The sequence below is a fragment of the Okeania sp. KiyG1 genome (assembly GCF_014132355.1).
Taxonomy (GTDB): Bacteria; Cyanobacteriota; Cyanobacteriia; order Cyanobacteriales; family Microcoleaceae; genus Okeania.
The window spans coordinates 76,826-99,367 of sequence record NZ_BLZO01000039.1; the positions used below are offsets into that span (position 1 = coordinate 76,826).

Here is a 22,542-nt window from a genome sequence, read left to right on the forward strand (position 1 = left end):
GTACCTCTGCGATAAGGAGGCTTGAAATAAGGAATATGTTCTTTTTTTATCCCCTTAAAAGGGGGGAGACGCATACCCACAATTTTTCGGTAAACTTGTTTCATCTACAACCTACAACCTACAACCTAAAACCTACCACCTACAACCTAAAACCTACAACCGCCTTTCAATAGCATTGTTAAACCGATCGCTCATTTCCTCCATCTCTAAATTAATCAAAGACACACCCTCATCAACTAAAATTTGCAAAGCACTTTCAGCATTACCCACCAAACCAACTTTTTGCCAAAAATTAGTCAAATTTTCCTGGAGATATGACTCCCAACTTTTCTGATTTTCTGGCGCAATAGAAACCAAAATTCGGCAACCACCCTCTCCAAACAAAAACTCATCCCAGCGAAAATCAGACTTTTCAGCTAATTCTAAATTAATCTCAGCTCCCAACTTCCCACTAATACAACACTCCGCCAGAGCGATCGCTAAACCACCCTCAGCACAGTCATGGGCAGAATTTACCCAACCTTGACGAATACCATGACGACAAACTCCCTGTACCCGACGCTCCAAATCAAAATCTACCTCACTGGGTTTCCCAGCAACCACACCATAAACAGTTGCTAAATATTCAGAAGCAGCTAGAGACCGCATCCCCAAATTTCCAATTAAATAGATAATATCTCCCTCAACTTGCCAACCTTGCCCACAAATATTAGTCAAGTCAGGAATTAAACCCACCATTCCCACAACTGGAGTCGGATATATCCCCTGGGGATGACCCTCACTATCCAGAGTTTCATTATACAAAGACACATTCCCACCAGTAACAGGAGTTCCCAACTCCCGACAACCTTCAGCAATACCACGACAACTTTCCGAAAGTTGCCAATATCCCACAGGTTTTTCCGGACTACCAAAATTGAGATTATCTGTAACTGCCACAGGTTCGGCACCAACACAACTGAGATTCCGAGCAGCTTCCGCTACTACCGCTTTTGCCCCCGTATATGGGTCTAGATAAACTAAACGAGAATTGCAGTCTACCGTCGCAGCAACACCAGAATTTAATGGTGGGTTGTCCGTAGAAATTTGCGGACGCAACCGAATGACAGCAGCATCACTACCGCCAGGAAGCATAACTGTATTATTCTGCACTTGATGGTCATATTGCTGATATACCCAATGTTTAGAAGCGATGGTAGGAGTATCCAATAAAGTCAGAAGAATATCATTCCAAGTTTGCCAATTTCCTTGCACTTCAATACCTGCTGCCGTACATGATGGCAAAGATGCCGAATTCCATGACCAAGCTTTTTTAGCATATTCCGGTGCATCAGTCAACAACTCCCGGTGATAAATAGGAGTATTATCTGCTAAAGCAGTAGCAGGTATTTCTGCCGCTATTTTCCCCTGAAATAAAATTCTTACAATAGGTTCCTCAATAACTGTACCCGCAACCACAGCATGAAGTCCCCAACGTTCAAAAATATCAATTAATTCCTGTTCGCGACCTTTCTCAGCAACAAACAACATCCGTTCTTGAGATTCTGAGAGCAAATATTCATAAGGCACCATCCCAGTTTCTCGCACTGGCACTTTGTCAAGGTCAAATTCAATACCCACTCCACCATTAGCTGCCATTTCTGAAGTAGAACAGGTAATACCAGCAGCACCCATATCTTGAGCTGCCACTACTGCTCCTGTTTTGAATGCTTCTAGACAAGCTTCAACTAGACATTTTTCTAGAAATGGGTCGCCTACTTGTACAGCAGGGCGATCGTCAATTGATTTATCGCTGAGTTCGGCACTGGCAAAACTTGCTCCACCCATACCATCTCTACCCGTGGTGGAACCGACATATAAGACTGGGTTGCCAATACCGGATGCACCAGATTTAACAATTTCGGGAGTTTCCATTAAACCTAATGCCATGACATTGACTAAGGGGTTGCCCGTATAAGCAGGGTCAAAGTAAATTTCTCCACCAACTGTAGGTACTCCGAAACAGTTTCCGTAGTGAGAAATGCCGGAAATTACTCCAGTAAAAATGCGCCTAGTTTTGGCATCTTCTAGGGAACCGAAACGTAGGGAGTTAAGTACAGCGATGGGACGGGCGCCCATTGTGAATATGTCTCGGAGGATACCGCCGACTCCTGTTGCTGCACCTTGGAATGGTTCGACGGCGGATGGGTGGTTGTGGGATTCAATTTTGAAAGCTAGTTGGAGTCCGTTGTCTAGGTCTACGACTCCGGCGTTTTCTCCTGGTCCAACGAGGATGCGTTTACCTGTGGTGGGAAATTGTTTGAGTAGGGGGCGGGAGTTTTTGTAGCAACAGTGTTCCGACCACATGACACCGAACATTCCGAGTTCTGCTTTATTGGGATGGCGACTAAGGCGGTTGAGAATTTCTTGATATTCTTCTGGTTTGATGCCTTCGGATGCTATTTCTTCTGGGGAAAAGGGAGTTTGTGACATAATTTATAATGGGAAAATCGAGTTAATTTTTTTGTAGTTTTATTATCTCATTAATAGTGAAACAGTCTACTACTGAACTTTATTTCAATTTAGGACAGACTTCAAAAGCCAACTGCGAACGATAAAAACATACATCAAACTCCATAAAAAAGTTTAACTGACCTAAAATAATAGGTGGGTCATTAGATTTCGCCCAAGCAAATGCTAAACGAACAGGTGGAAAATCGCTAATTTTTCCTACAACAACTAAGCCTCTTGCTTCCACTGGTGCCAGATTACCTGCTAAAGAAATTGAAAGTCTTTGTTCCTCCCAAACTGCTCCTAATGCTAAACCAACATGGTAAGGCAATACATTATTATAATGTACCTTAGTAAGTTAAAACCATCAATTAAAGCTATGGCAGAAAAAGATATATTTCATCCAATTGTACGTTCAGCATTAGAAGAAGAATAATCCCTTGATTATTCTGCGCAACTCTTACCTAAAATGCTAATTTTTTGAACCATTACGACCATCAAGCTTGGACTTTTTTCAACTAAAAAATGCTAAAACTTTTATATGTCAATGCTGTTAGATTAGATCGGTAAACCCTAATTAAGTCGATTGTCGAAAAATATTTTAAGCTCTCAAGAATATTACCGAATAATTAAGGTTTAAAGCCTCTCCTTTATTGAGTTTTTCTCCCCACCCCAACCACAACAAAATTTATCAATTCTAGATTACTTGCGTTTCCATCGTTGCCTAATCATTCTCGACGACTTCCAAGAAACATTAACTACTGGAGAATTTGTCGGTACTTACATTCCAGAATACAAAAATTACGGTAAGTTCATCAAAGAAATAGCACATTCTCCTCACAACAGTTGTTTACTCCTTCTCAGTTGGGAAAAACCCACAGAAATAGCTAATTTAGAAACAGAAAACTGTCACTGCCACACCTTACAAATTCAAGGTTTAGGAGAGTCAGCAACAGAATTATTAAAAGCGAAAAAATTAACTGATGAAGATAGATGGTTAGAACTGATTAATCTTTACAGTAGCAACCCTTTATGGTTAAATATTATAGCTTCTACTATCCAAGATATATTCAATGGTAGTGTGGCTCAATTTTTATCTTATTCCTATCTATTTTTAGGAGATTTAAAACCAATATTACACGAACATTATCAGCGCTTATCCGAGTCTGAAAAGTTAGTCATGCAGTGGTTAGCTAATCAGGAAATAGGAGGAAATATTTCTAGTAAACCACCAGAATGTTCTGCAAATAACGATTTTTTAGGAACAATACAGTCTTTAAGAAAACGGGGTTTAATCAAAAAAAATGTGAGCAAGGAAGGGTCTGTTTTTACTCTTGAACCTGTTATTAAAGAATATTTCAACAATGAATAATTAATAATTAATAATTAATAATTACCTCTCCTTGAAAATCAGAGGATTGACTAATAATGAAAATTTTTATTTATTATCCCCTTAAAAGGGGAGGCTTTAAACCACAATTTTTCGGTAAAAAATCAATCTAACGGTTGACGGCATATTACTGAATTATTCTCACTAATGCCACAATAATACTCATAATTCTCGAAAATTACTACTAATTAAATATATACTATTTTATGACTTTTAAGGTTGGCAAATACAAATTTGGTTGACCATTAATTATTGATAACTCAATCTTTGCCTACTCTACTAGACTGACACATCTAAAATAATTTATTATATCATTGGGGACGGGTTCATCTGATTTTAGGTTAAGACTCATTAATTTAACGTGAAACCCGCCCCTACTATTGCCACATTTTAGGTTTGTCACGCCACTACTATTTAATTGTTTCTTCCCGATCGAATACCATGAATCAACTATTACCTTTAGATTTTTCTAACCAAGACCTACGACATCGTGATTTTCAAGGTCAAGACCTGACAGGGGCTAATTTTAGCGGTTGCGATCTCAGAGGTTGCAATTTTCAGGATGCTATCCTAGTAGAGGCCAATTTTCGAGGTGCAAGAATTGGACAATGTAGGAGCAAGATTAGGACTTTGATCGCCCGTTGTGCTGGAGCTGCGATCGCTGTTACTATTGCGAGTGCTTTTGCGAGTTTTGTTGCTGGTGGAATGGCGGGGGTTGCTGCTTTAATTGGAACTGGGGTTGTGGCGGTTGCTATTACTAATGCGGAGAATGAAATTATTGCTGCGGTTTTAACGGGTACTTCAGCAGTTATTGCTTCGAGTGGTATTATCTCTTTTTTTTCCGGAAATATAGTTAAGGCATTGTTATTATTTTTGGGTTCCGGAATAATTTTTGGATTAGCTATAATTTTGTTTTTTCAAGTTGTGATCAAGTTGGAGAAATTATCAAAAACATCTTTTGAAGATGCAAATTTAACTAATGCTATTTTTGATGAGGCAATTATATCAAATCCGGTTAAACAGTTATAGATTGATTCAGTAAGGAGGAGTCAACCCACCCCTAACCCCGACCGTGGAGGGGAGGGGAAGTCAGGAGTCAGGAGTCAGGAGTAAACCCACCCCTAACCCCTCCCAGGAGGGGAAGAAAGAAGAAGAAAGAGTAGTAAAGGGAGAAAGTTTTTTGTTTGCGCTCTTATCCGGACAAGATATCATACCTCAAATCACTAACGCCAAAATAAACTAGCTATTTGTAGCAAATATTGATCGTGCTTGTTACACAGGCAAATATCTCTACTCTCTTATTTATAGCACTACCCAAATAGGACATTTATCAATGCTCAAACTCAGTCAGATATTACTTTTGTACGGGCGAACGGCCGCCCCTACTGACTTTTAACTTTTGACTTGCGCGTAGCACTATATAAGTATTCAAGCGGACATGATATAATCAGTCTTTTGCTATAAAGTTCCACATCCAAAATAACCATGAGCAATAGTATATTAGACGATCGCTTTTTTACCAGACCCACCGACGGTCAAATTTTCTCATTCCCGATATTAATAGTGGGTGGTTCCACAGCAGCATACTCGGCAACCCTGGGTGCATTAAAAGCGGGTGCTAATGTTTGCCTGGTGCAACCAAAACAAATATTAGGCGGACAATTTACAACTCAAGCATTACCTGCTTCCGACGACCCTCAACTAGACAAAAAATTTAATCCAGGGGAAATATATGAAGATAAAGTAAACCGAGACAAATATGCCTTTTCCCAGACTCAATGGCAATTCCGCGAACGTAGTCGGGAACTCCAACCAGTTAATGGTAAGAAAATTGATAACCCTGGTGGGGGTTGGGTAAGTAATTTTGCCACGACAACTGTAGTTATGGCACAAGCACTTAACGAAGCAATAGAAGATTTTCTCAGCAATGGCAAATTAACCCTCATACCTTTTGCTGAACCTGTAGAAGTCTTATTTAGTCAGTCTCCCAATGAACGACGACAGGTAACGGGTGTTGTTTTTCAGGATGTGCAAAATAATCAACGCTTCACCGTCAATGCTCAAATTACCATTGAAGCGACAGACTTAGGCGACTTACTAGAATTGGGAAATATTGAGTCCAGAGTCGGACAAGAATCACAAAACGACACGGGTGAACCACTTCTTCCCCAACAACCTTTTCCTGAATGTCAACAGTCAATCACTTTTTGTGCTGCTGTGGAAAAAACTGCTGAGGGAGAAGGTGTTCCCATCGCTAAACCAGAAGGTTATGGCGTCGAACCTTGGTTACAGACAGATAAATTTACCAGCACTTATCAAGGACGAGCATTTTTTGAGCGGTTTGCAATTTTTACTTATCGACGAATAAAACGTCTCAAGGAAGGGTATATTCCAACTACGAGTAATGGTGATGTGACTATCCTGAATTATGAGTCCAATAATTATAAAGTCGGTCTGTTGACTGGGGTGAGTCGGAGCAATCGCCAAAAACATCTTCAGCAAGCAAGGGAATATACCCAAGCTTATATCTATTATCTCCAGTCGCAAGAATTAAAAACCAATAACTGGATATTAATAGGTCAAGTAGGAGAATTAAAACCACGGGGAGATTTGACTTGGACTAATGATGGTATTGCTCTGGAACCCTATATCCGCGAAGCAAGAAGAGGGATAGCATTAACAACTATTGTTTACCGAGATACTGCCCAACAATATTATGGCGAACAAGCACGGGGACGATGTTTTGAGGATAGCGTTGGTATCGGTCATTATGCTTTGTTTGATATTCATCGCACCGATAACCCCAACCATCTTATTTTTAACAGTAAAGATGAGATGAAATGTTTGCCTTTTACTATTGCGTTAAAAGCAATGGTGCCTATCAATACAGATAATCTAATTTTATCGGCGAAAAGTATTGGCACGACTCATTTGAGTAATTCTGTATATCGGATGCACGCTGTTGAGTGGGCGATCGGGGAAGCAGGGGGTCATTTAGCTGCTTTTGCTCTGAATGAGGGGGTAGATGTTCGTACTATTGCCACAAATAAACGACTGATTTATAAATTTCAGGGTTTATTAACTCGTAATCAAATTCCCCTATTTTGGTATAACGATATTGCCCATGACGACCCAGACTTTGAGGCGATACAAATTCTTGCGGTGGCAGGTATTGTACGGACTGAAAATTACAATCATTTATATTTTAATCCAGAGGGAACAGTCAACCGAGCAGTTGTTTCGGTAGCGGTGGTAAATGTGATGGGTTTTGAAATGCTTAATCCTCAGTTTCCCACTTTTCTCGATGTACCGAAAGAGCATTTTGCCTATCGTGCAGTTGAAACTATGGCAGCAAAAGGTATTGTTTCGGGGGTGGGAAATGGATATTTTGCTCCAAATTTACAATGTACGCGGAAGCAGTTAGCATTTATTGTTGGAAAGAGTGGAGATTTTGATGTGTTTCAGTTATTTGGGTCTTCTGGTACGCCTCTGGATGCTCAACCTTTGAAACGACGGGAGTTGTCTAGGATATTGTATTTGGTATTGCGTTCGCAATATGGTATTGATTACAGCAGTTTTCTAGTTGATGAGGTACAAAGTTTTATTGCTCTAGGGAACAGGGAACAGGGAACAGGGAACAGGGAATAGGGAACAGGGAATAGTCCTAAAAGTGTACCTCACTATCCTCAAAAGTGCTGTAAATATTCTTGTAGTGCGGGTATCTTACCCGCGAATACGGGAGCAAGATACTACGGGAGTAAGATGCTATGGGAGCAAGATGCTATGGGAGCAAGATGCTATGGGAGCAAGATGCTATGGGAGCAAGATGCTATGGGAGCAAGATGCTATGGGAGCAAGATGCTATGGGAGCAAGATGCTCCCACTATCACGCCTGATAACAAAAATAATTACAATGCACGACCATCAAAAATTTAATATAGCAATATTTTTTCCACTTTCACGCCTGACAACAAAAATAATTACAATGCACGACCATCAAAAATTTAATATAGCAATATTTTTTCCACTTTGGTAGAATATAATCAGGACTTACGCATGAGGTACGAAAAACTAGGACTTGAGATTGCTTTCCGTTCCGGAATGCTCCGCAAACGAGGGCGTCTCCAAAAAAATCTGCTGATTGCTGACTGCTTATTTAACTGTTTTAGAATTGGATAAAAGACTCTATAGCACTTCTCTAATTTATGAGATACAGTTTTAGATCCCCCCTAACCCCCCTTAGTAAGGGGGGAACCGCTTAAAAAGGGGAGAGGTTTCACGCGTCCCCCTTAAAAAGGGGGATTTAGGGGGATCGTAAATGTACCTCATCTTTATGAGAAATGCTATATCGTTATTTTCAGCAAAGGTAAAAAATTATGGTGACAACTAATTTAATTCAGACAATAGCTGTTAATATTCCCAAAGAAATTAATCTCAAAATTACTCACGAACAATTTGTTGAGTTAGCACTGGTTAACCGAGATTTACAATTAGAAAGAACTGCCAAAGGAGAATTAATTGTTATGGCACCAACAGGAAGCGATACGGGAAGGCAAAATTTAGGTATTGAAGCACAATTATGGTTATGGAACCGTCAAACAAAATTAGGGGAAGCTTTTAATTCTTCTACTGGTTTTCATCTGCCTAATGGTAGTAGTCGTTCCCCCGATGCTGCCTGGGTAAAACAGGAAAGATGGGATAGTTTGACTAGGGAACAAAAGGAAACTTTCGCGCCTTTATGTCCTGATTTTGTAGTAGAATTACGTTCTAAAAATGATACTATTTCCGAGTTACAGAAAAAGATGAAAGAGTATCAAGCAAATGGAGCAAGATTAGGTTGGTTAATTGATAGTAAAAATCGGCAAGTGGAGATTTATCGCCAAAATAGAGACGTGGAAATATTAGAAAATCCTAATAGTTTATCTGGGGAAGATGTATTACCTGGATTTGTTTTAGATTTGACAGAAGTTTGGGATTAGTAACAACATCTATTAAATGAGAAAACAGTGATGAAATTAATATTTTTCCTACCTTGGTCTTGGTGCATCGTAATAGTTGTGCATTTTCATTATTTTTTTGAGGAAGCACAATAGTGGGAGCATCTTGCTCCCGTTTCACATCAAATCCGTTTAATTCGGTATAAAAAAATGTTCAATCTTCAACCATTACCAAATATTTCTCGATATTCCCCTCCACCGGAGGGGTTAGGGGTGGGTTCCCATCTCCCCTACTCCCCTACTCCCCTACTCCCCATCTAATTAATTACACCGATGCTACCGGATTTGATATCAGACATTCCTTTTTCCTAGATACCATTACTATTCAGAACTACCCCAACCTTAAGTCTAGTTGTAGTTAAACAGAAAGCGATCGCTACCCTTAAATAGTTTGTTGTCGCAACCAAGTATCTGCCCAAGTTGCATCATTTTCTGATAATTCTGGCACTGGTTTTTGAGTGTAATCTATTTTTAAATCGTAACGACCAGCATCATAAATAGTAGTTAATAAACCTTGTAAATCTATAATTGGTTCTGTATCTTCTGGGCGTAATGGTAAAGGAAATTCAGGGATTTTATTTTGGATATTAAAAGCATATAAATCTGCTCTTGGTCGCTGTTTTTTGCGACTAACTAAAATTCGATAATGAGATTTATTTTTATCATTTGAAATAGGCATTCTTTGACCGCGACGCAGTAAATCTATTTCAATAAAATTAGTAAAACTATCTAATATTTTTTCTCGTTTTTCTAGATACATTTCTCTACCTTTTCCTCCTCTTTTATTAGCAGGAGATAATATTTCTATAGCAGTTATAACTTCCTTAGTTGCTACTTCTTGAATTTCCAAATATCCTTCACGAATATTAATTGGTATTGGCAGAGTCACTGTTGTAGGTTTTGTGGAAGGTTCTATTACGGCAGCTTGAGATTCTGTAGAATTTGAAGTGTTAATTTGACCTTTTTTTGACAGCACTGAAACATCAGGAATACCTACAAGTAAAGATTCTATATCGTTAGTTTCATACATTCTGACATCTAGAGAAACTGAATATTTATCGCCGAGTTGAGCAGATAATAAGTCAGCTATCCTGACAATGAGTCGATTATGTAATCCCGGCCATAAATCAGGATGTTCTAAATATGGGTCCATACCAGGAAATGGGGATGGCATTAATTTTTCTCCTTTGGTTTTTGATGTATTTTTTAAATAAAAAAAGCAGGCACTATACCTACCTTATATACATAAATCAGAATATATATAATTTACTTACTATGATTGATTTTATTTGAAATATAAATTTATAAATATTAGTAAACTTTTTGCCCTATCAGGTACGATAAGTTATTAATTAGCTGTCTGACTAATCGTCATTATTACCTCGAATTTGCCTTCGCTCTGACTCAGGTAGTATGTACTCTTTTAGTAATTCTGCTTTCATCTCTGATGCTTCTGAGGGAGGAATATATCCATAAACTTCAGACATATTTAACACCTGCCACCTTTTTTTTAAATTCTCCTCTTTTCGAGACTTCTCCTGGTTATCTTTCCAGCTTTTGACAACCTCTTCCGATACTGGTGTAAGTAACTTCTGGCAACCACCACCAAATAGAGCGCCAATAATAATGATCATCTCTAAAGGTACAGCAGGAGAGAAAAAACCTGGTAGTAATAGATAAATTATACCGATTAAACCACCTCCAAAAAGTCCCCCTGCTTGTAGAGATCTGATAAAGTCTAGTATCTCGATTAGGTCTTTCATATAAGGTTATAATTTTTTCCGTTGAGTTAAGCTCTATATTACCATAGTAGTCCATTTTCTTGGTACATTCCCGTACATATCATATTCACTGTGAAAAGTCAAGAAAAATGGTGTGATTTTCAAAAAACATTTCCTACATAAGATACGCCCCCCATCTAGAAACAAATGTCCAGTATGAGGGGCAATACCTAATTGTCTAATAATTTAATTAGGAATTACTATTCAACTTTTTCCTGATTAGATTCTGTTTGCTCCTGTTCTGAAATAGGAGATACATTTTTTTTCTCAGTTATCAGAAGCTTAAGAATTTCAGAGTTCTCATCATCACTATTTTGGTTACTTAACTTCAGTAATAACACAACCAATTCTAATACCACATAAATCCCTATCAACCAGATAATTATCGGTGTGAAACCTGGTTTTTCTTCAAATCTAGCACTGTATAAAACAAAAAACAGATACCATATAACAGTTATAAATAAGAGGCGAACAAAACTACTTTTAATCAGCAAAAGTCGTTCCTCTCTGTTAGATTTGAAAAAATTATTGGGTTCAAAATCTGGCTTCAATGATTTATCTAACACGACTGATACTACTAAAGGTTATTTTTTGTTATAATTATCCTTAAGTGTAATTATAATTCATGTAATGTGGAAATCCCAGGTAATGTTTTGGTTCATCTTCAGAGTGAGCCAAATGTGAGCTACTATTTTATTAGTAGTGTAGTAAAGCTAAGGGAGGACTAATATGGCTGTTACTCTCAAAGCTTCTCAAGAGGGGTTGCGGAAAATTGATGCAGCAAGAAAAAAGAAAGGCTGGACAAAAACAGAGGATGCTTGGTGGGGACTAGCACTAACCTCGCAAGCAACATTAAAACGTTTTTGGCGATCGCTTCCAATTGAGCGAGATGCCTTTATTAGCATTTGTCAGAATGTAGGAATTAACTGGGAAGAAATTGTAGAAGAAACTACCCCCCTATCCCAAAATTCCACAGTTGAATTTTTTGCCTATGATGATGCTTGGGTGGGTAGAGAAAAGCTCATAGTTGAACTTACTACAAAAGTTAAAGAATCTTGTCGTTTACTTATTCTTGTGGGTATCGGTGGTATTGGTAAAACTGCTTTGGCAGAAAAATTAGCAGTGGAGCTACACCAAGAATTTTTGCAGGGAGACTGGAGCAAGTTTCACCAGGAAAATCTTGATAATGATGGAGAAAGTAGAGATTTTCGTAGTGTTGCTATCCGCTGGTTGCAAAAGTGGGGAGAGTCTCTGACTCAAGATGATTATCAAGATGTAGAAAGGTTAATACAAAAATTAGTTAATCGTTTGCGAAAACATCGGTATCTGGTAATTATTGATTCTCTGGAAAATATTTTGGTGGGAAACGAGGATGAGGGATGGAGTAATTTTCAGGATGAGTTGTGGGTAAGATTTTTTGAGCAATTTTTGGCATCTCCAGAATGTCAAAGTCGTATCATTTTGACTTCCCAAGATTTCCCTGGGCAAATTCCTGAACGTTATCATAATTTTTGGGAGTCTAAACCTTTAACTGGTTTGAGCAAGTCGGAGCAGTTGCAATTATTTAAGAAAACAGGGTTAGAAGTTGAGGATAATTCACCTAACCTATCCTATCTACAACGTATTGGTAATGCTTACGAGGGTCATCCTTTGGCGTTGCGGGTCATTGCTGGAGAAATTGGCAGCAAACCTTTTAATGGCAATGTGGTAGCTTATTGGAAAAGGTACGGTAATGAAATTGAAGAGGTGGAAAAGGGAATTGAGGAAGCTAAGACTAAGGGGATAACTGCTGGTGCTGACGATAAATTTCAGTTAGACAGATATACCCGTCAGTTGCGGAAAATAGTCCGAGCGCGACTAGATAAGGCTTTTTCAAGGTTGCAGAAAGAAGCCGTTAATGCTTATCGGTTGATTTGTGCTGGTGCAATATATAGGTGTGAAGTGCCAGAGAGCTTTTGGCTGAGTCATTTGGAAGATTGGGATTGCGATAAATATGAACAAGAGGTGGCGTTACAGACTTTGCGCGATCGCTATTTAGTTGAAATCGTAGGAGTGGATGAAAGTGGTGAGTTTCTGCTGAGACAACATAATTTAATCCGTAGTGTGTCACTTGAACATTTAAGGAAATTGGATGAGGAAGATGGTTAATTTAAGAAAGTGAACAAAAATCCCCTAGATAAAGCTATCTTACCTTCTACTGAATCTGTTTTGGAATTGCTGAAACTCGATCCAGGTGCTATAAAATTGATGAAAGCACGTTCTAAGCGTCTTCAATATCGGGCTGTTATTAATTGGTTGACTCACTACAAATGTCCGCCAGAAGTAAATGATAACTTAGAGCTAGTAAAAGGTTATGTAGAAGCATTTTATCATCTTGCTGCAGTAGAGGATTGGGAAAGAGCTAGCAAAATCCTCACAATTAAAGTACCACCAATTAATGAAGATTTAGACACTCAACTAATGAGGTGGGGTTACTATGAGGAATGTATTCAACTCTACAGCAGATTACTAGGTAAGTTAGATCATTATTGGGATAGTATTTGTTTAAGTGGTTTGGGTATTGCTTACGATACCCTAGGAGAATACGAAAAAGCCATCAACTATCATCAGCAGTATTTACAAATAGCCGGGGAAACAGGTGATCGCTCTGGGGAGGGTGCTGCTTTGGGGAATTTGGGTATTACTTACTATTCCCTAGGAGAATATGACAAAGCCATCAACTATCATCAGCAATGTTTACAAATAGCTAGGGAAATAGGCAACCGCTCTGGGGAGAGTAGTGCTTTGGGGAATTTGGGTAATGCTTACTTATTCCTGGGAGAATATGACAAAGCCATCAACTATCATCAGCAATGTTTACAAATAGCTAGGGAAATAGGCAACCGCTCTGAGGAGGGTAGTGCTTTGGGAAACTGGGGAGTAGCTCTGCTCAAGTTAGAAAAGTATGCTGAATCTCTTGAATATTCACAAGCAGCATTAGAGATATTTAAGCAGATAGGAAACCCTCATCGCCAAGCAATAGCTCTCAAGAATATAGCAGAAAGCCATCAACACCTAGAAAATTTAGATGCAGCACGACAGTATTGCGATGAGGCGATCGCTATTTTCACAGAATTAGGAGTGCCAGAATTGAAAGAATGTCAGGAGTTGCGGGAGAAGTTGGGGCCAGACACTGATTTTGCCACGGATGCAGGGATGGTGAATTAGAGCATATTGAGTAGATGAGCGATCACTATCCAAAAAGTTTCAATTTTAACTCTTTTGAGGATATGCCGCGATCGCGGCCTGCCAAATAATCTTGCCAAGCTAATTCACTTTCATTTATTTCAGAAATAGGAATGACCTCGGAGTCTCCTTCTACTTCTACCTCCTCATTAACCATCTTTTGCAATGCTTCTAGTAATCTCAGTCGATCTGTATAGGAAAGATTATATACTTGATTTAGTACCTGATCGTAAGTAAACATAGACTATCAATTTATTTTTAACTTTAGCCATCTCCTACTATATCATATTAGATCCCCCCCCGGCCCCCTTAAAAAGGGGGGAGCATTCAAAGTCCCCCTTTCCAAGGGGGATTTAGGGGGATCGTAAATTTACCTCATTCAACAGAGAAATGCTATTTTTGCTAAAATTAAATAATTAAAATGTCACAATCAAATTATTATGGTAAACAACAACCAATTACTCAACCTACCATCAAGTGACGAATTACCAGATTCAGACGATCAACCCGTGGATCACGAAATACAAATCCTAATTCCTAACTTGCTATGGCTAATTTTAAATCAGTTATGGGGCGATCGCTCTGATTGGTTTTTTGGCATAAATATGGGAATTTTCCACACCACTGGCTCAAATCCTAGAGTTGCTATAGTCCCTGATGGTTTCCTCAGTCTAGGAGTTCCAACACTGAAAAATGATCAATTGCGCTCTTCCTATATTCTTTGGGAGGAAAACTATATTGTTCCGATATTCGTATTAGAGATTGTTTCTAAAACTTATGGCAACGAATACGATGAAAAAATGACTGATTACGCTCGGTTGGGAGTATTGTATTATGTTATTTATAACCCAGACTATTTCCAGCGAGATAAACATGAGCGTTTTGAGGTGTATCGTTTGTTAAATGGAGCATATCAACGTTTACAAGGAAATCCCGTGTGGATGCCAGAAATAGGTCTGGGGATAGGAACTGAAGTTAATAATTATTACCGTTATCAACGAGAGTTGTTGTATTGGTATGACTCTGAAGGAAAAAGGTTTATGACCCCAGAAGAGGAAACACTTCAGGAAAGACAACGAGCTGAAAAGGAACGGCAACGTGCTGAACAACTTGAACAAATGTTACGTTCCCTTGGTGTCGATCCAGAGCAGTTGTAGTATTATATGTAGGGGCGAATGGCATTCGCCCTCATTGGATTTAGTGACTCTAATTTTTTCCTAACTTCAACCTTTCTTTTTCTGACAAATTTTCTTCCAGTACACTAATATTTTCCACAGGAATATTAACTTTAATTTTATCACCTATAGCATATTGATTCAGATGAAAAGGATTAATATTTTGTCTGCGGATAACTATCTTAGTTTTGTCAGTTAAACGCACCACATAACGAGTGTCTGTACCAATATAAACAATATTTTCTATTATCCCTGAAAAATCAGATTTTTCTGTAGAAGTTGATGGATAAATTTCTATTTTTTCCGGTCTGACAACTAAAGTAATAACTGTATCTATTGGCAGATGATTAACTGCGGATATTAATAATGGTAAATTTCCATCTATTAACACTAAACTTTTATCCTCTTGATGTGCAGTTATTCGCCCTGTTAAAAAGTTACTTTCTCCGATAAATTCAGCTACAAAACGAGTTTTTGGTTGTTCATAAATCTCCACCGGAGTTCCTACTTGTAAAACTTCTCCTTGGTACATAACTGCTATCCGGTCAGACATAGTTAAAGCTTCTTCTTGGTCGTGAGTAACATAGATAAATGTAATACCCAACCTTTGCTGCATTTGTTTTAATTCCAACTGCATTTCTTTGCGTAATTTCAAGTCTAAAGCACCCAAAGGTTCATCAAATAATAATACTGCTGGTTGTTTAATTAATGCTCTTGCTAAGGCGACTCTTTGTTGTTGCCCACCAGATAATTGTCGGGGATAACGTTTTTCCATATCTGTTAATTTTACTTGAGCCAAAGTATCAGTTACTCGACGATTTATTTCTGGGCGTGAAATATTTTCCATTTCTAATCCAAAGGCAATATTTTCTGCCACTGTGAGATGGGGAAATAAAGCATAATTCTGAAAAACTGTATTGACTGGTCGATGAAATGGCGGACTATTTCCTATTAGTTGACCTTGAATATAAATTTCTCCGGATGTGGGCATTTCAAAACCAGCTATCATTCTTAATGTGGTTGTTTTACCACACCCAGAAGGACCTAATATGGAAAAGAATTCTGATTTTTCTATCTGGAGATTGATGTTATTTACAGCGATAAATTTTTTTTGATTTTGACTTTTGAATACTTTGGATATGTTGATGAGTTCGACAGTCTGAGATAGCATATTATATCAAATCTGGTTAAATACTTATTTATATAGTTGAGAGTAGGGGAGTGGGGGAGTAGGGAGTGGGGGAGTGAGGGAGTAGGGGAGTAGGGGAGTGGGGAGTGAGGGAGTAGGGGAGTAGGGGAGTAGGGGAGTAGGGGAGATTGAAGTAATTATAGAATTATAAACATATATTATATAACCGTATTTTATATAAAAATAAGAATAATTAACAATAACTGGCGTGTTAATTATCAAGAAAGTTATTCAGTATGAGTTAATTACTTAATAATTGAAGTATCACTTACAGCAGTTATTGAGTTGATGAGATACAAAGTTTTATTGCTCTAGGGAACAGGGAAAGAATAAATGGTCTTATAACTGTACCTCACTATCCTCAAAAGTGCTGTAAGCATAGTGTTCTTTTTTCAAATTGGTATAAAAAACTTAAATCTCAGACAAGGTCAGATTTTTCATTCTTCCTTATTTATTCTGGTATTTTTCAAGCATTTAAAATGCTACTGTATAATATTTTGGCAGTCCTGCAAGCGTAATAGTATTAATTAAACTAGGGACAAATTATCTACAGATTTATCATTTACTAATTAGGGTTTGCTGATTACATCTCAAAGCATTTACATATGAAGGATTTAGTCTTTTTAGGGTCGAAAAAAGTGCCTGGTTTTCGGTGTCTCAGAGCTACAAAAAGTAAGTATTTTGGGATGATTATGGCAGAACAATCCAGGGATAATTTTTCTGACTACCTCCTCTATAATTCCCCTAACTTCTAACTCCTGACTCCTGACTCCTCCCCTTACTATTCATATTTTTTCAGCAAACCCTAATTAGCATTAATAAAACGAGCGATCGCTTCTTTAACTAAGGGATAATTTACTTGATTTTCTAAGTCTACATAAGCAACTTTACCTTGCTCAATAAATGCTTCTGTAACTCTGATTAGTTGATTAATCTGAGGTTCTCTAGCATCATCTATTGCTTCACTTACTTTTTCATTTATATAAGAGTTAATTACCTTTTTCTCATCTGTTCCTTCCTGAAAAACATTATTTAATTCAAACTGTAAACGTAAGTAACCTTCAGGATTCTTTGTAGACATAATTTGTTCTGCGACAAGGCTATTAGCTGAAGACTGAGAATTCATCAATATATTAATTAGTTTGATTGCCCATTCAGCTAGTCCCCATTCTACTATTTGCTCATAACTATATGGCTGGCTAGTTTCACCTGTGCCAATAGAAATTATCGAAATATCTTCTAGTTTATGACCTAGTTTAATTGCATGGGTTATTGCTGCTAATGTGGGATTATTTGCTGCTATTCCTCCATCTATATGTGGTAGACTCAAATCTCCATTTTTCAATTCATAAGCTGGAAAATAAGTAGGAGCTGATGAAGAACTAACACAAATTTCCCACAGAGGGAGATTGTCATACCAAATCGTCTGTTTAGGTATTTCCGGATGATAATTTACAAAAATAGTCGGAGACTCCAAAAACATATTGTAAGCTACAATTAATAAGTTTATTTCACTAATTTCCTGAAGTTTAATTGCCGTTCCATCTTGTCGTAAAAGGTATTTTTTCAATACTTTAATTAAACCTTCATTGGAAAATTTAGGAGCAGAAATTCCATATTTCAAAATTAAAGGTAATCTTTTGGGCGACAAGCGATTTTGGTATGGAAAAATATTGATTCCTTCTTCCTGATATAGTTTGATAATATTAGCGCTGTCTGTTCCTGTAGCAACTAGCGCTGCGATAATTGAGCCAGTGGAAGTACCAGCTACTAAGTCAAAGTATTCATGTAAATACTGACCTTTTTGTTCTTTAATTTGTTTTTCAATTTCTATCAGAATTCGTGCTGCAATTACTCCACGAATTCCACCGCCATCTAAACTAAGAATTTTGAAAGTCATTATAGTTTTGCCTTTATAAATATAATTATTGAACGTAAGCATTTCCTCCGGAATGCTGCGCAAACAGCCGTCAGCTATCAGCTATCAGCTATTGCTTTTAGTTGATGATAAAAGCAATATTTAATTCTCTTACTAAAAAAGTTTTCTCCCTTGACCTTAAAGTCTATATTAATTTAAACACTTTCCTATATAAGAGAGTCTTGCTGCTGACAGCTGACAGCTAATAGCTGTTTGCGCAGCAGTCCGCAGGAAATGCTTACTATTGAACTACTCAAGTATATCATCATAATTCCCAACAAGTGTGAGGTACAAAATTCCTTTTTTTTTAGGGAGTAAGGAGTAGGCTAAGATGCATTTAAAATGCGCCTTAGCAAGTCATAAGTCAGAAGTTATAATTCAGAAGTAATAGGGATTGTACTTTTAATTAAGTACACAACAAATAATATTATATCCGGATAATTAGCTATCAAAAAAACTTTCTCTTTTTTCTTGCTTCTTCCTTCTTTCTACCCTCCTGATTCCTGAGGACTGACTCCTCTGTCGTTTATTTATAACTATTTAACCGGACATGATATAAGTGGTTTAATGCACAACAGCTTAGGGAGTAGTAATTCGGGAAACAGGGGATAGAAACAAAGAAAAAAAACTGTATCGCACTAATTTGAGAAACGCTATATATCTATAATTAAAGTAGGGTTTAGTACCTGATTTTTGTTAATAACAGGATTGGAGCACAGAGAAAGTTATTTGACACTCCCACCGTCATTTCAGTTATCAGTTATCAGTTATCAGTTGTCAGTATCTCTGCAATAAGGAGGCTACGAAAATACGGAATCTTCTTTTTTTTATCCTCTTAAAAGAGGAGGCGTAACTACCCAAATTTTTCGGTCAAATCAAAGATTATAACGGGGGATTTTTGTTTTGCTGGCGCAACGCTACGGGAACACAAATTTATAGCAATAAATAGATAGGTTAGGACATAGATTGTTAAGGAAGTCAGAAGTCAGAAGTCAGTAGGGGCGAATGGCCATACCCCGTACAAAAGTTATTTTTTTAACGGGGATTTAAACCTCCATCTAAAAATATTTCGCCTTAAAAAGGGAGATTTTAAATCCAATTATTTTGATAATAATTTTGTAAGCATTCAGCTATTAGCGGTCAGCTATTCTTAAGCCATGTTGCACAAACAGCTTTTTAATGAATGAAGCAAGTATTCGTTTAATTTCTACTACATTCTTAACCTAGAGATTCGTACTCTGAAGCTTTGATAAAATTGCTTTTTTCTTCTTTAAAGGTAATAAAGCTGATAACGCAGTTCAGACCATAGGAGGCTAGCTGATAACGCAGTTCCTCCGACAGGAGGCTAGCTGACTGCTGTTTGCGCAGCATTCCGGAGGAAATGCTTACATAATTTTTAGACAGGGAAATGTTTTTCCTACTGTTCCCTATTCCCTGCTATTTTTAATATAAATCTCTCTAAAGTTGAGCTAAAATTTACTAATTACCAATTCCTAATTTAACTTCTGTCCAAGCTTCATCATATAGAATTGTGGCTTGACCAAGGTCTTGAATATAATCAAGTTTTGCAAATAATTCTGGTGGGGGATAAATGGCAGGATTATTCAAATCTGTAGGTTCGATTAAACCTAAATCTTTTGCTGTTTGATTTGGGGTTGCATACTTAATGAAATTGGAAATTTTTGCCCCTATTTCTGGTTCGAGAATGAAGTTGATAAATTTTTCTGCAAGTTCTTTATTATTACTTCCTTTAAGAATAACCATATTATCAGTTAAGAGAATACTTCCTTCTTTGGGAATAGCGTAACGAAGGTCGGGATTTTCTTTCATAATCTGGAAAATATCCCCACTCCATTCACAGGTTAAATCTACTTCTCCTTGGTCTAATAAATTTTGACCTGTATCGGGGGCAAAAGCAGCGATCGCTTCTTTATTTTTAATCAGAAAATCTCTAGCTTCATTAATTTCTTTAGGGTTAGTTGTATTGGGGTCATAACCAAGGGAAATTAAGGCAATTGAAAAGCTACTTCGCATATCATCTAATAGAGCAACTCTGCCTTTAAATTTAGGGTCAAACATAGTTGACCAACTATTAATTTCACCTTCAGTTGCTTTGATGTTATAGCCTATTCCCATTGTGCCCCATTGGTAAGCAATACTATATTTATTTCCCTGGTCGTAAGGAGGGTTAATAAATTTCTCATTGAGATTTTTCATATTAGGAATATTTTCCTGATTCAGTTCTTCTAGCAATCCTTCAGACACCAGAATTTTCACCATATAATCACCCGGAAAAGCTACATCATAACCAGGATTTCCTGGCTTGATTTTGGCATAGAGGTCTTCATTACTTTCGTAGGTATCGTATTTGATTTTGACATTAAATTTATTTTCAAATTCAGTAATTACTTCAGGAGCAATATATGTTGACCAATTATAAATACTCAGGACGTTATTATTGCTAAATTCTGAAGTATTAGGACTATTATTACTACAACCAATTGGCAAAATTACAGCCATAGTAAATAGCAGCAGAAAAGTAATCAGTTTTTTCATATTTACAGATATTTGTTTAGTCATTTTAGGTGTTTTTTGATTCCCTAATTTTTAAGAATTTCCTGGGGAATACGGAGCTAACAGCTATTATACCAATTCCTAAAAGTAACGCTATACTTGGGTAAGACTTCAGTTATTAATTAATCAAAACAGTTAGAATCACCTTTTTGCTAAAAATAGCCCAGTTAATGTTTATTATTCTTACTTCTCTCCTACTCCCCTACTCTCTACTTCCCTCCCAGGAGGAGGGCGAGGGTGGGTCCCCTACTCAATAAAATGTAGAAAAATTTTTGAGAAATGGTATTAGTATTCAGCGCTTCCTTTCCTTTCCAACGGAGATGCTTCCCTACGGGATGCTACGCAAACGCACAGGGAATCCCCTCGCATTCAGCAATTAATAATGAATAATTACTTCTCAGGTTTAGGAAGGAGGTTTTGACAGTAACTTTTTATATAATGTTCCTCCTCCAGGGGAGCTACGAATTGCGGACGGGTCAGTTCTAACTAAGTCAGAAGTCAGAAGTCAGTAGGGGCGAATGGCCATTTGCTAACGCAAAGCTGTCGCTAACGCCCGTACAGAAGTTATTTTTGTAACGGGGATTTGAGCAACTATAGCAATATGATTTTAGTTGTGAGATATTGGATACTTTTGTTCTAGGGAATAGGGAATAGGTATGGAGGGAATAGGGAATAGGGAATAGGGAAGAAACGAATACATAAGAATCAGAAAACTGCTATATTCTATGCTTTAAAGGAACACTTCAATTCTCACATCTGATTCCTGATTGCTATATCCAAAAATATTGCGTCTTAAAAGGTGGGGTTTTAGACCCTTATGATTTTGATAAATAAAATTTAAGAACTGACAGTACCGACAGTACCAAAGAAATACTGAAATTATCAATACCCCATCTCCAATATTTCTTCTTTTCTTCCTTTCTTCCCTCCTGACTTGCTCTTCCTGACTCGGTCTTCCTCACAACAGTTATTTATAAGTATTCAACGGAACATGATATTATTCTTTCTCTATTTCAAAGGTTACTTTTACCGAATTTTTGTGGTCTAAAACCTCTCCTTTTAAGGAAAAAAAAAGAGAATATTTCATATTTCAAGCCTCCTTATTGCAGAGGTACTGATAACTGATAACTGATAACTGAAAGTACCTTCCCCAAAATTAATAGCTGATAGCTAATAGCTGACGGCTGTTTGTACAGTATTCCACAGGAAATGCTTACTCTAATTGCTCAACAAAAAGGGCAGATATTACCAACATCAAAGAAGCTATTAACATTAAAGTAGATATAGCATTAATTGCTGGTGTTACGGAAAATTTAATCATACCATAAACGAATAATGGTAATGTCGTCGAACCTACTCCCGCAGTAAAAAAAGTTATCACAAAATCATCTAGTGACAAGGTAAAAGCTAATAAAGCAGCACTAAAAATTCCCGGCCAAATCAAAGGTAAAGTAATACGAAAAAAGGTTCGCCATTCATTAGCACCTAAATCTAAAGCAGCTTCCTCTAAAGCTGGGTCAAGTTCAGCTACCCGCGCTCTGACAGTTACCACAACAAAAGAGATACAAAATGCTATATGACCAATAATTACTGTAGGTAAACCTAGCACTAGACGAATGCCTAAAAATTTTCTATTAGTTGAAAACTTAGAGAAAAGAAAACTAATAAAGAAAGTCCTATAGTAATTTCTGGAATAATGATTGGTAGAAAAAGTATTGCCTCCAATACAGTCCGTCCGGGAAAACGAAAACGTTCCAATGCTAAGGCAATCATAGTACCAAAAATTGTGGCGATGATTGTCGA

Annotated in this window: 17 protein-coding genes and 1 pseudogene; 8 read left to right on the top strand and 10 right to left on the bottom strand. The window is 37.4% G+C overall.

Annotated features, from left to right (window positions below):
* Positions 1-153: 153 nt before the first annotated feature.
* Positions 154-2,472, bottom strand: coding sequence for a phosphoribosylformylglycinamidine synthase subunit PurL (gene purL / locus SAGCYANO_RS06635; RefSeq protein ID WP_202219344.1), 2,319 nt, complete (start codon positions 2,470-2,472; stop codon positions 154-156).
* A 79-nt stretch (positions 2,473-2,551) separates the two neighbouring features.
* Positions 2,552-2,821: a hypothetical protein gene (locus SAGCYANO_RS06640; protein ID WP_202219345.1), complete on the bottom strand. Its 270-nt coding sequence runs from the start codon at positions 2,819-2,821 to the stop codon at positions 2,552-2,554.
* Positions 2,822-3,196: 375 nt separating this feature from the next.
* Here SAGCYANO_RS06640 and SAGCYANO_RS06645 point away from each other — a divergent pair, with 375 nt between their 5' ends.
* The 5 genes from SAGCYANO_RS06645 to SAGCYANO_RS06665 all read left to right on the top strand — a co-directional run bounded on the left by SAGCYANO_RS06645 (position 3,197) and on the right by SAGCYANO_RS06665 (position 8,859).
* Positions 3,197-3,862: a hypothetical protein gene (locus SAGCYANO_RS06645; protein ID WP_202219346.1), complete on the top strand. Its 666-nt coding sequence runs from the start codon at positions 3,197-3,199 to the stop codon at positions 3,860-3,862.
* A 459-nt stretch (positions 3,863-4,321) separates the two neighbouring features.
* Positions 4,322-4,909, top strand: coding sequence for a pentapeptide repeat-containing protein (locus SAGCYANO_RS06650; protein ID WP_202219347.1), 588 nt, complete (start codon positions 4,322-4,324; stop codon positions 4,907-4,909).
* Positions 4,910-5,365: 456 nt separating this feature from the next.
* Complete coding sequence (locus tag SAGCYANO_RS06655) at positions 5,366-7,528, top strand: FAD-dependent oxidoreductase (protein WP_202219348.1); 2,163 nt, start codon at positions 5,366-5,368, stop codon at positions 7,526-7,528.
* 22 nt (positions 7,529-7,550) lie between these two features.
* Positions 7,551-7,916, top strand: a complete 366-nt coding sequence (locus tag SAGCYANO_RS06660) for a hypothetical protein (RefSeq protein ID WP_237395867.1) — start codon at positions 7,551-7,553, stop codon at positions 7,914-7,916.
* 340 nt (positions 7,917-8,256) lie between these two features.
* A complete protein-coding gene (locus SAGCYANO_RS06665) occupies positions 8,257-8,859 on the top strand; it encodes a Uma2 family endonuclease (protein ID WP_202219350.1) in 603 nt (200 codons plus the stop codon).
* Positions 8,860-9,259: 400 nt separating this feature from the next.
* Here SAGCYANO_RS06665 and SAGCYANO_RS06670 read toward each other — a convergent pair whose 3' ends face one another.
* The 3 genes from SAGCYANO_RS06670 to SAGCYANO_RS06680 form a co-directional block, all read right to left on the bottom strand.
* The gene (locus SAGCYANO_RS06670; protein ID WP_202219351.1) at positions 9,260-10,051 is read right to left on the bottom strand and encodes a DUF4058 family protein; all 792 of its coding nucleotides are present in this window, start codon (positions 10,049-10,051) and stop codon (positions 9,260-9,262) included.
* Positions 10,052-10,241: 190 nt separating this feature from the next.
* Positions 10,242-10,640, bottom strand: coding sequence for a hypothetical protein (locus SAGCYANO_RS06675; protein ID WP_202219352.1), 399 nt, complete (start codon positions 10,638-10,640; stop codon positions 10,242-10,244).
* Positions 10,641-10,858: 218 nt separating this feature from the next.
* The gene (locus SAGCYANO_RS06680; RefSeq protein WP_202219353.1) at positions 10,859-11,224 is read right to left on the bottom strand and encodes a hypothetical protein; all 366 of its coding nucleotides are present in this window, start codon (positions 11,222-11,224) and stop codon (positions 10,859-10,861) included.
* 163 nt (positions 11,225-11,387) lie between these two features.
* On the opposite strand from SAGCYANO_RS06680, the gene SAGCYANO_RS06685 reads away from it, so the two are divergent.
* Positions 11,388-12,806 carry an NB-ARC domain-containing protein gene (locus tag SAGCYANO_RS06685; protein WP_202219354.1) on the top strand — a complete coding sequence of 473 codons (1,419 nt, stop codon included), beginning with the start codon at positions 11,388-11,390 and terminating at the stop codon, positions 12,804-12,806.
* 9 nt (positions 12,807-12,815) lie between these two features.
* On the top strand, positions 12,816-13,865 hold the full coding sequence (locus SAGCYANO_RS06690; protein WP_202219355.1) for a tetratricopeptide repeat protein: 1,050 nt from the start codon (positions 12,816-12,818) through the stop codon (positions 13,863-13,865).
* Between the two features lie 25 nt (positions 13,866-13,890).
* Here SAGCYANO_RS06690 and SAGCYANO_RS06695 read toward each other — a convergent pair whose 3' ends face one another.
* Complete coding sequence (locus SAGCYANO_RS06695; protein WP_202219356.1) at positions 13,891-14,124, bottom strand: hypothetical protein; 234 nt, start codon at positions 14,122-14,124, stop codon at positions 13,891-13,893.
* Between the two features lie 199 nt (positions 14,125-14,323).
* Here SAGCYANO_RS06695 and SAGCYANO_RS06700 point away from each other — a divergent pair, with 199 nt between their 5' ends.
* On the top strand, positions 14,324-15,040 hold the full coding sequence (locus SAGCYANO_RS06700) for a Uma2 family endonuclease (protein ID WP_202219357.1): 717 nt from the start codon (positions 14,324-14,326) through the stop codon (positions 15,038-15,040).
* Positions 15,041-15,089: 49 nt separating this feature from the next.
* Here SAGCYANO_RS06700 and SAGCYANO_RS06705 read toward each other — a convergent pair whose 3' ends face one another.
* The 4 genes and pseudogenes from SAGCYANO_RS06705 to SAGCYANO_RS06720 all read right to left on the bottom strand — a co-directional run.
* Positions 15,090-16,229, bottom strand: coding sequence for an ABC transporter ATP-binding protein (locus tag SAGCYANO_RS06705; protein WP_202219358.1), 1,140 nt, complete (start codon positions 16,227-16,229; stop codon positions 15,090-15,092).
* A gap of 823 nt (positions 16,230-17,052) precedes the next feature.
* Complete coding sequence (locus SAGCYANO_RS06710) at positions 17,053-18,147, bottom strand: patatin-like phospholipase family protein (protein ID WP_202219359.1); 1,095 nt, start codon at positions 18,145-18,147, stop codon at positions 17,053-17,055.
* Positions 18,148-19,644: 1,497 nt separating this feature from the next.
* Complete coding sequence (locus SAGCYANO_RS06715; RefSeq protein WP_202219372.1) at positions 19,645-20,721, bottom strand: PotD/PotF family extracellular solute-binding protein; 1,077 nt, start codon at positions 20,719-20,721, stop codon at positions 19,645-19,647.
* A 1,231-nt stretch (positions 20,722-21,952) separates the two neighbouring features.
* A pseudogene (locus tag SAGCYANO_RS06720) lies at positions 21,953-22,542 on the bottom strand (ABC transporter permease); the annotation flags it as partial.

Excerpts from the sequence above, each read along its gene's own strand:
- SAGCYANO_RS06715 (WP_202219372.1), bottom strand. The coding sequence starts at position 20,721 with ATGAAAAAACTGATTACTTTTCTGCTGCTATTTACTATGGCTGTAATT.
- SAGCYANO_RS06705 (WP_202219358.1), bottom strand. The coding sequence starts at position 16,229 with ATGCTATCTCAGACTGTCGAACTCATCAACATATCCAAAGTATTCAAA.
- purL (WP_202219344.1), bottom strand. The coding sequence starts at position 2,472 with ATGTCACAAACTCCCTTTTCCCCAGAAGAAATAGCATCCGAAGGCATC.
- SAGCYANO_RS06685 (WP_202219354.1), top strand. The coding sequence starts at position 11,388 with ATGGCTGTTACTCTCAAAGCTTCTCAAGAGGGGTTGCGGAAAATTGAT.
- SAGCYANO_RS06670 (WP_202219351.1), bottom strand. The coding sequence starts at position 10,051 with ATGCCATCCCCATTTCCTGGTATGGACCCATATTTAGAACATCCTGAT.
- SAGCYANO_RS06650 (WP_202219347.1), top strand. The coding sequence starts at position 4,322 with ATGAATCAACTATTACCTTTAGATTTTTCTAACCAAGACCTACGACAT.
- SAGCYANO_RS06695 (WP_202219356.1), bottom strand. The coding sequence starts at position 14,124 with ATGTTTACTTACGATCAGGTACTAAATCAAGTATATAATCTTTCCTAT.
- SAGCYANO_RS06655 (WP_202219348.1), top strand. The coding sequence starts at position 5,366 with ATGAGCAATAGTATATTAGACGATCGCTTTTTTACCAGACCCACCGAC.
- SAGCYANO_RS06675 (WP_202219352.1), bottom strand. The coding sequence starts at position 10,640 with ATGAAAGACCTAATCGAGATACTAGACTTTATCAGATCTCTACAAGCA.
- SAGCYANO_RS06710 (WP_202219359.1), bottom strand. The coding sequence starts at position 18,147 with ATGACTTTCAAAATTCTTAGTTTAGATGGCGGTGGAATTCGTGGAGTA.
- SAGCYANO_RS06665 (WP_202219350.1), top strand. The coding sequence starts at position 8,257 with ATGGTGACAACTAATTTAATTCAGACAATAGCTGTTAATATTCCCAAA.
- SAGCYANO_RS06700 (WP_202219357.1), top strand. The coding sequence starts at position 14,324 with ATGGTAAACAACAACCAATTACTCAACCTACCATCAAGTGACGAATTA.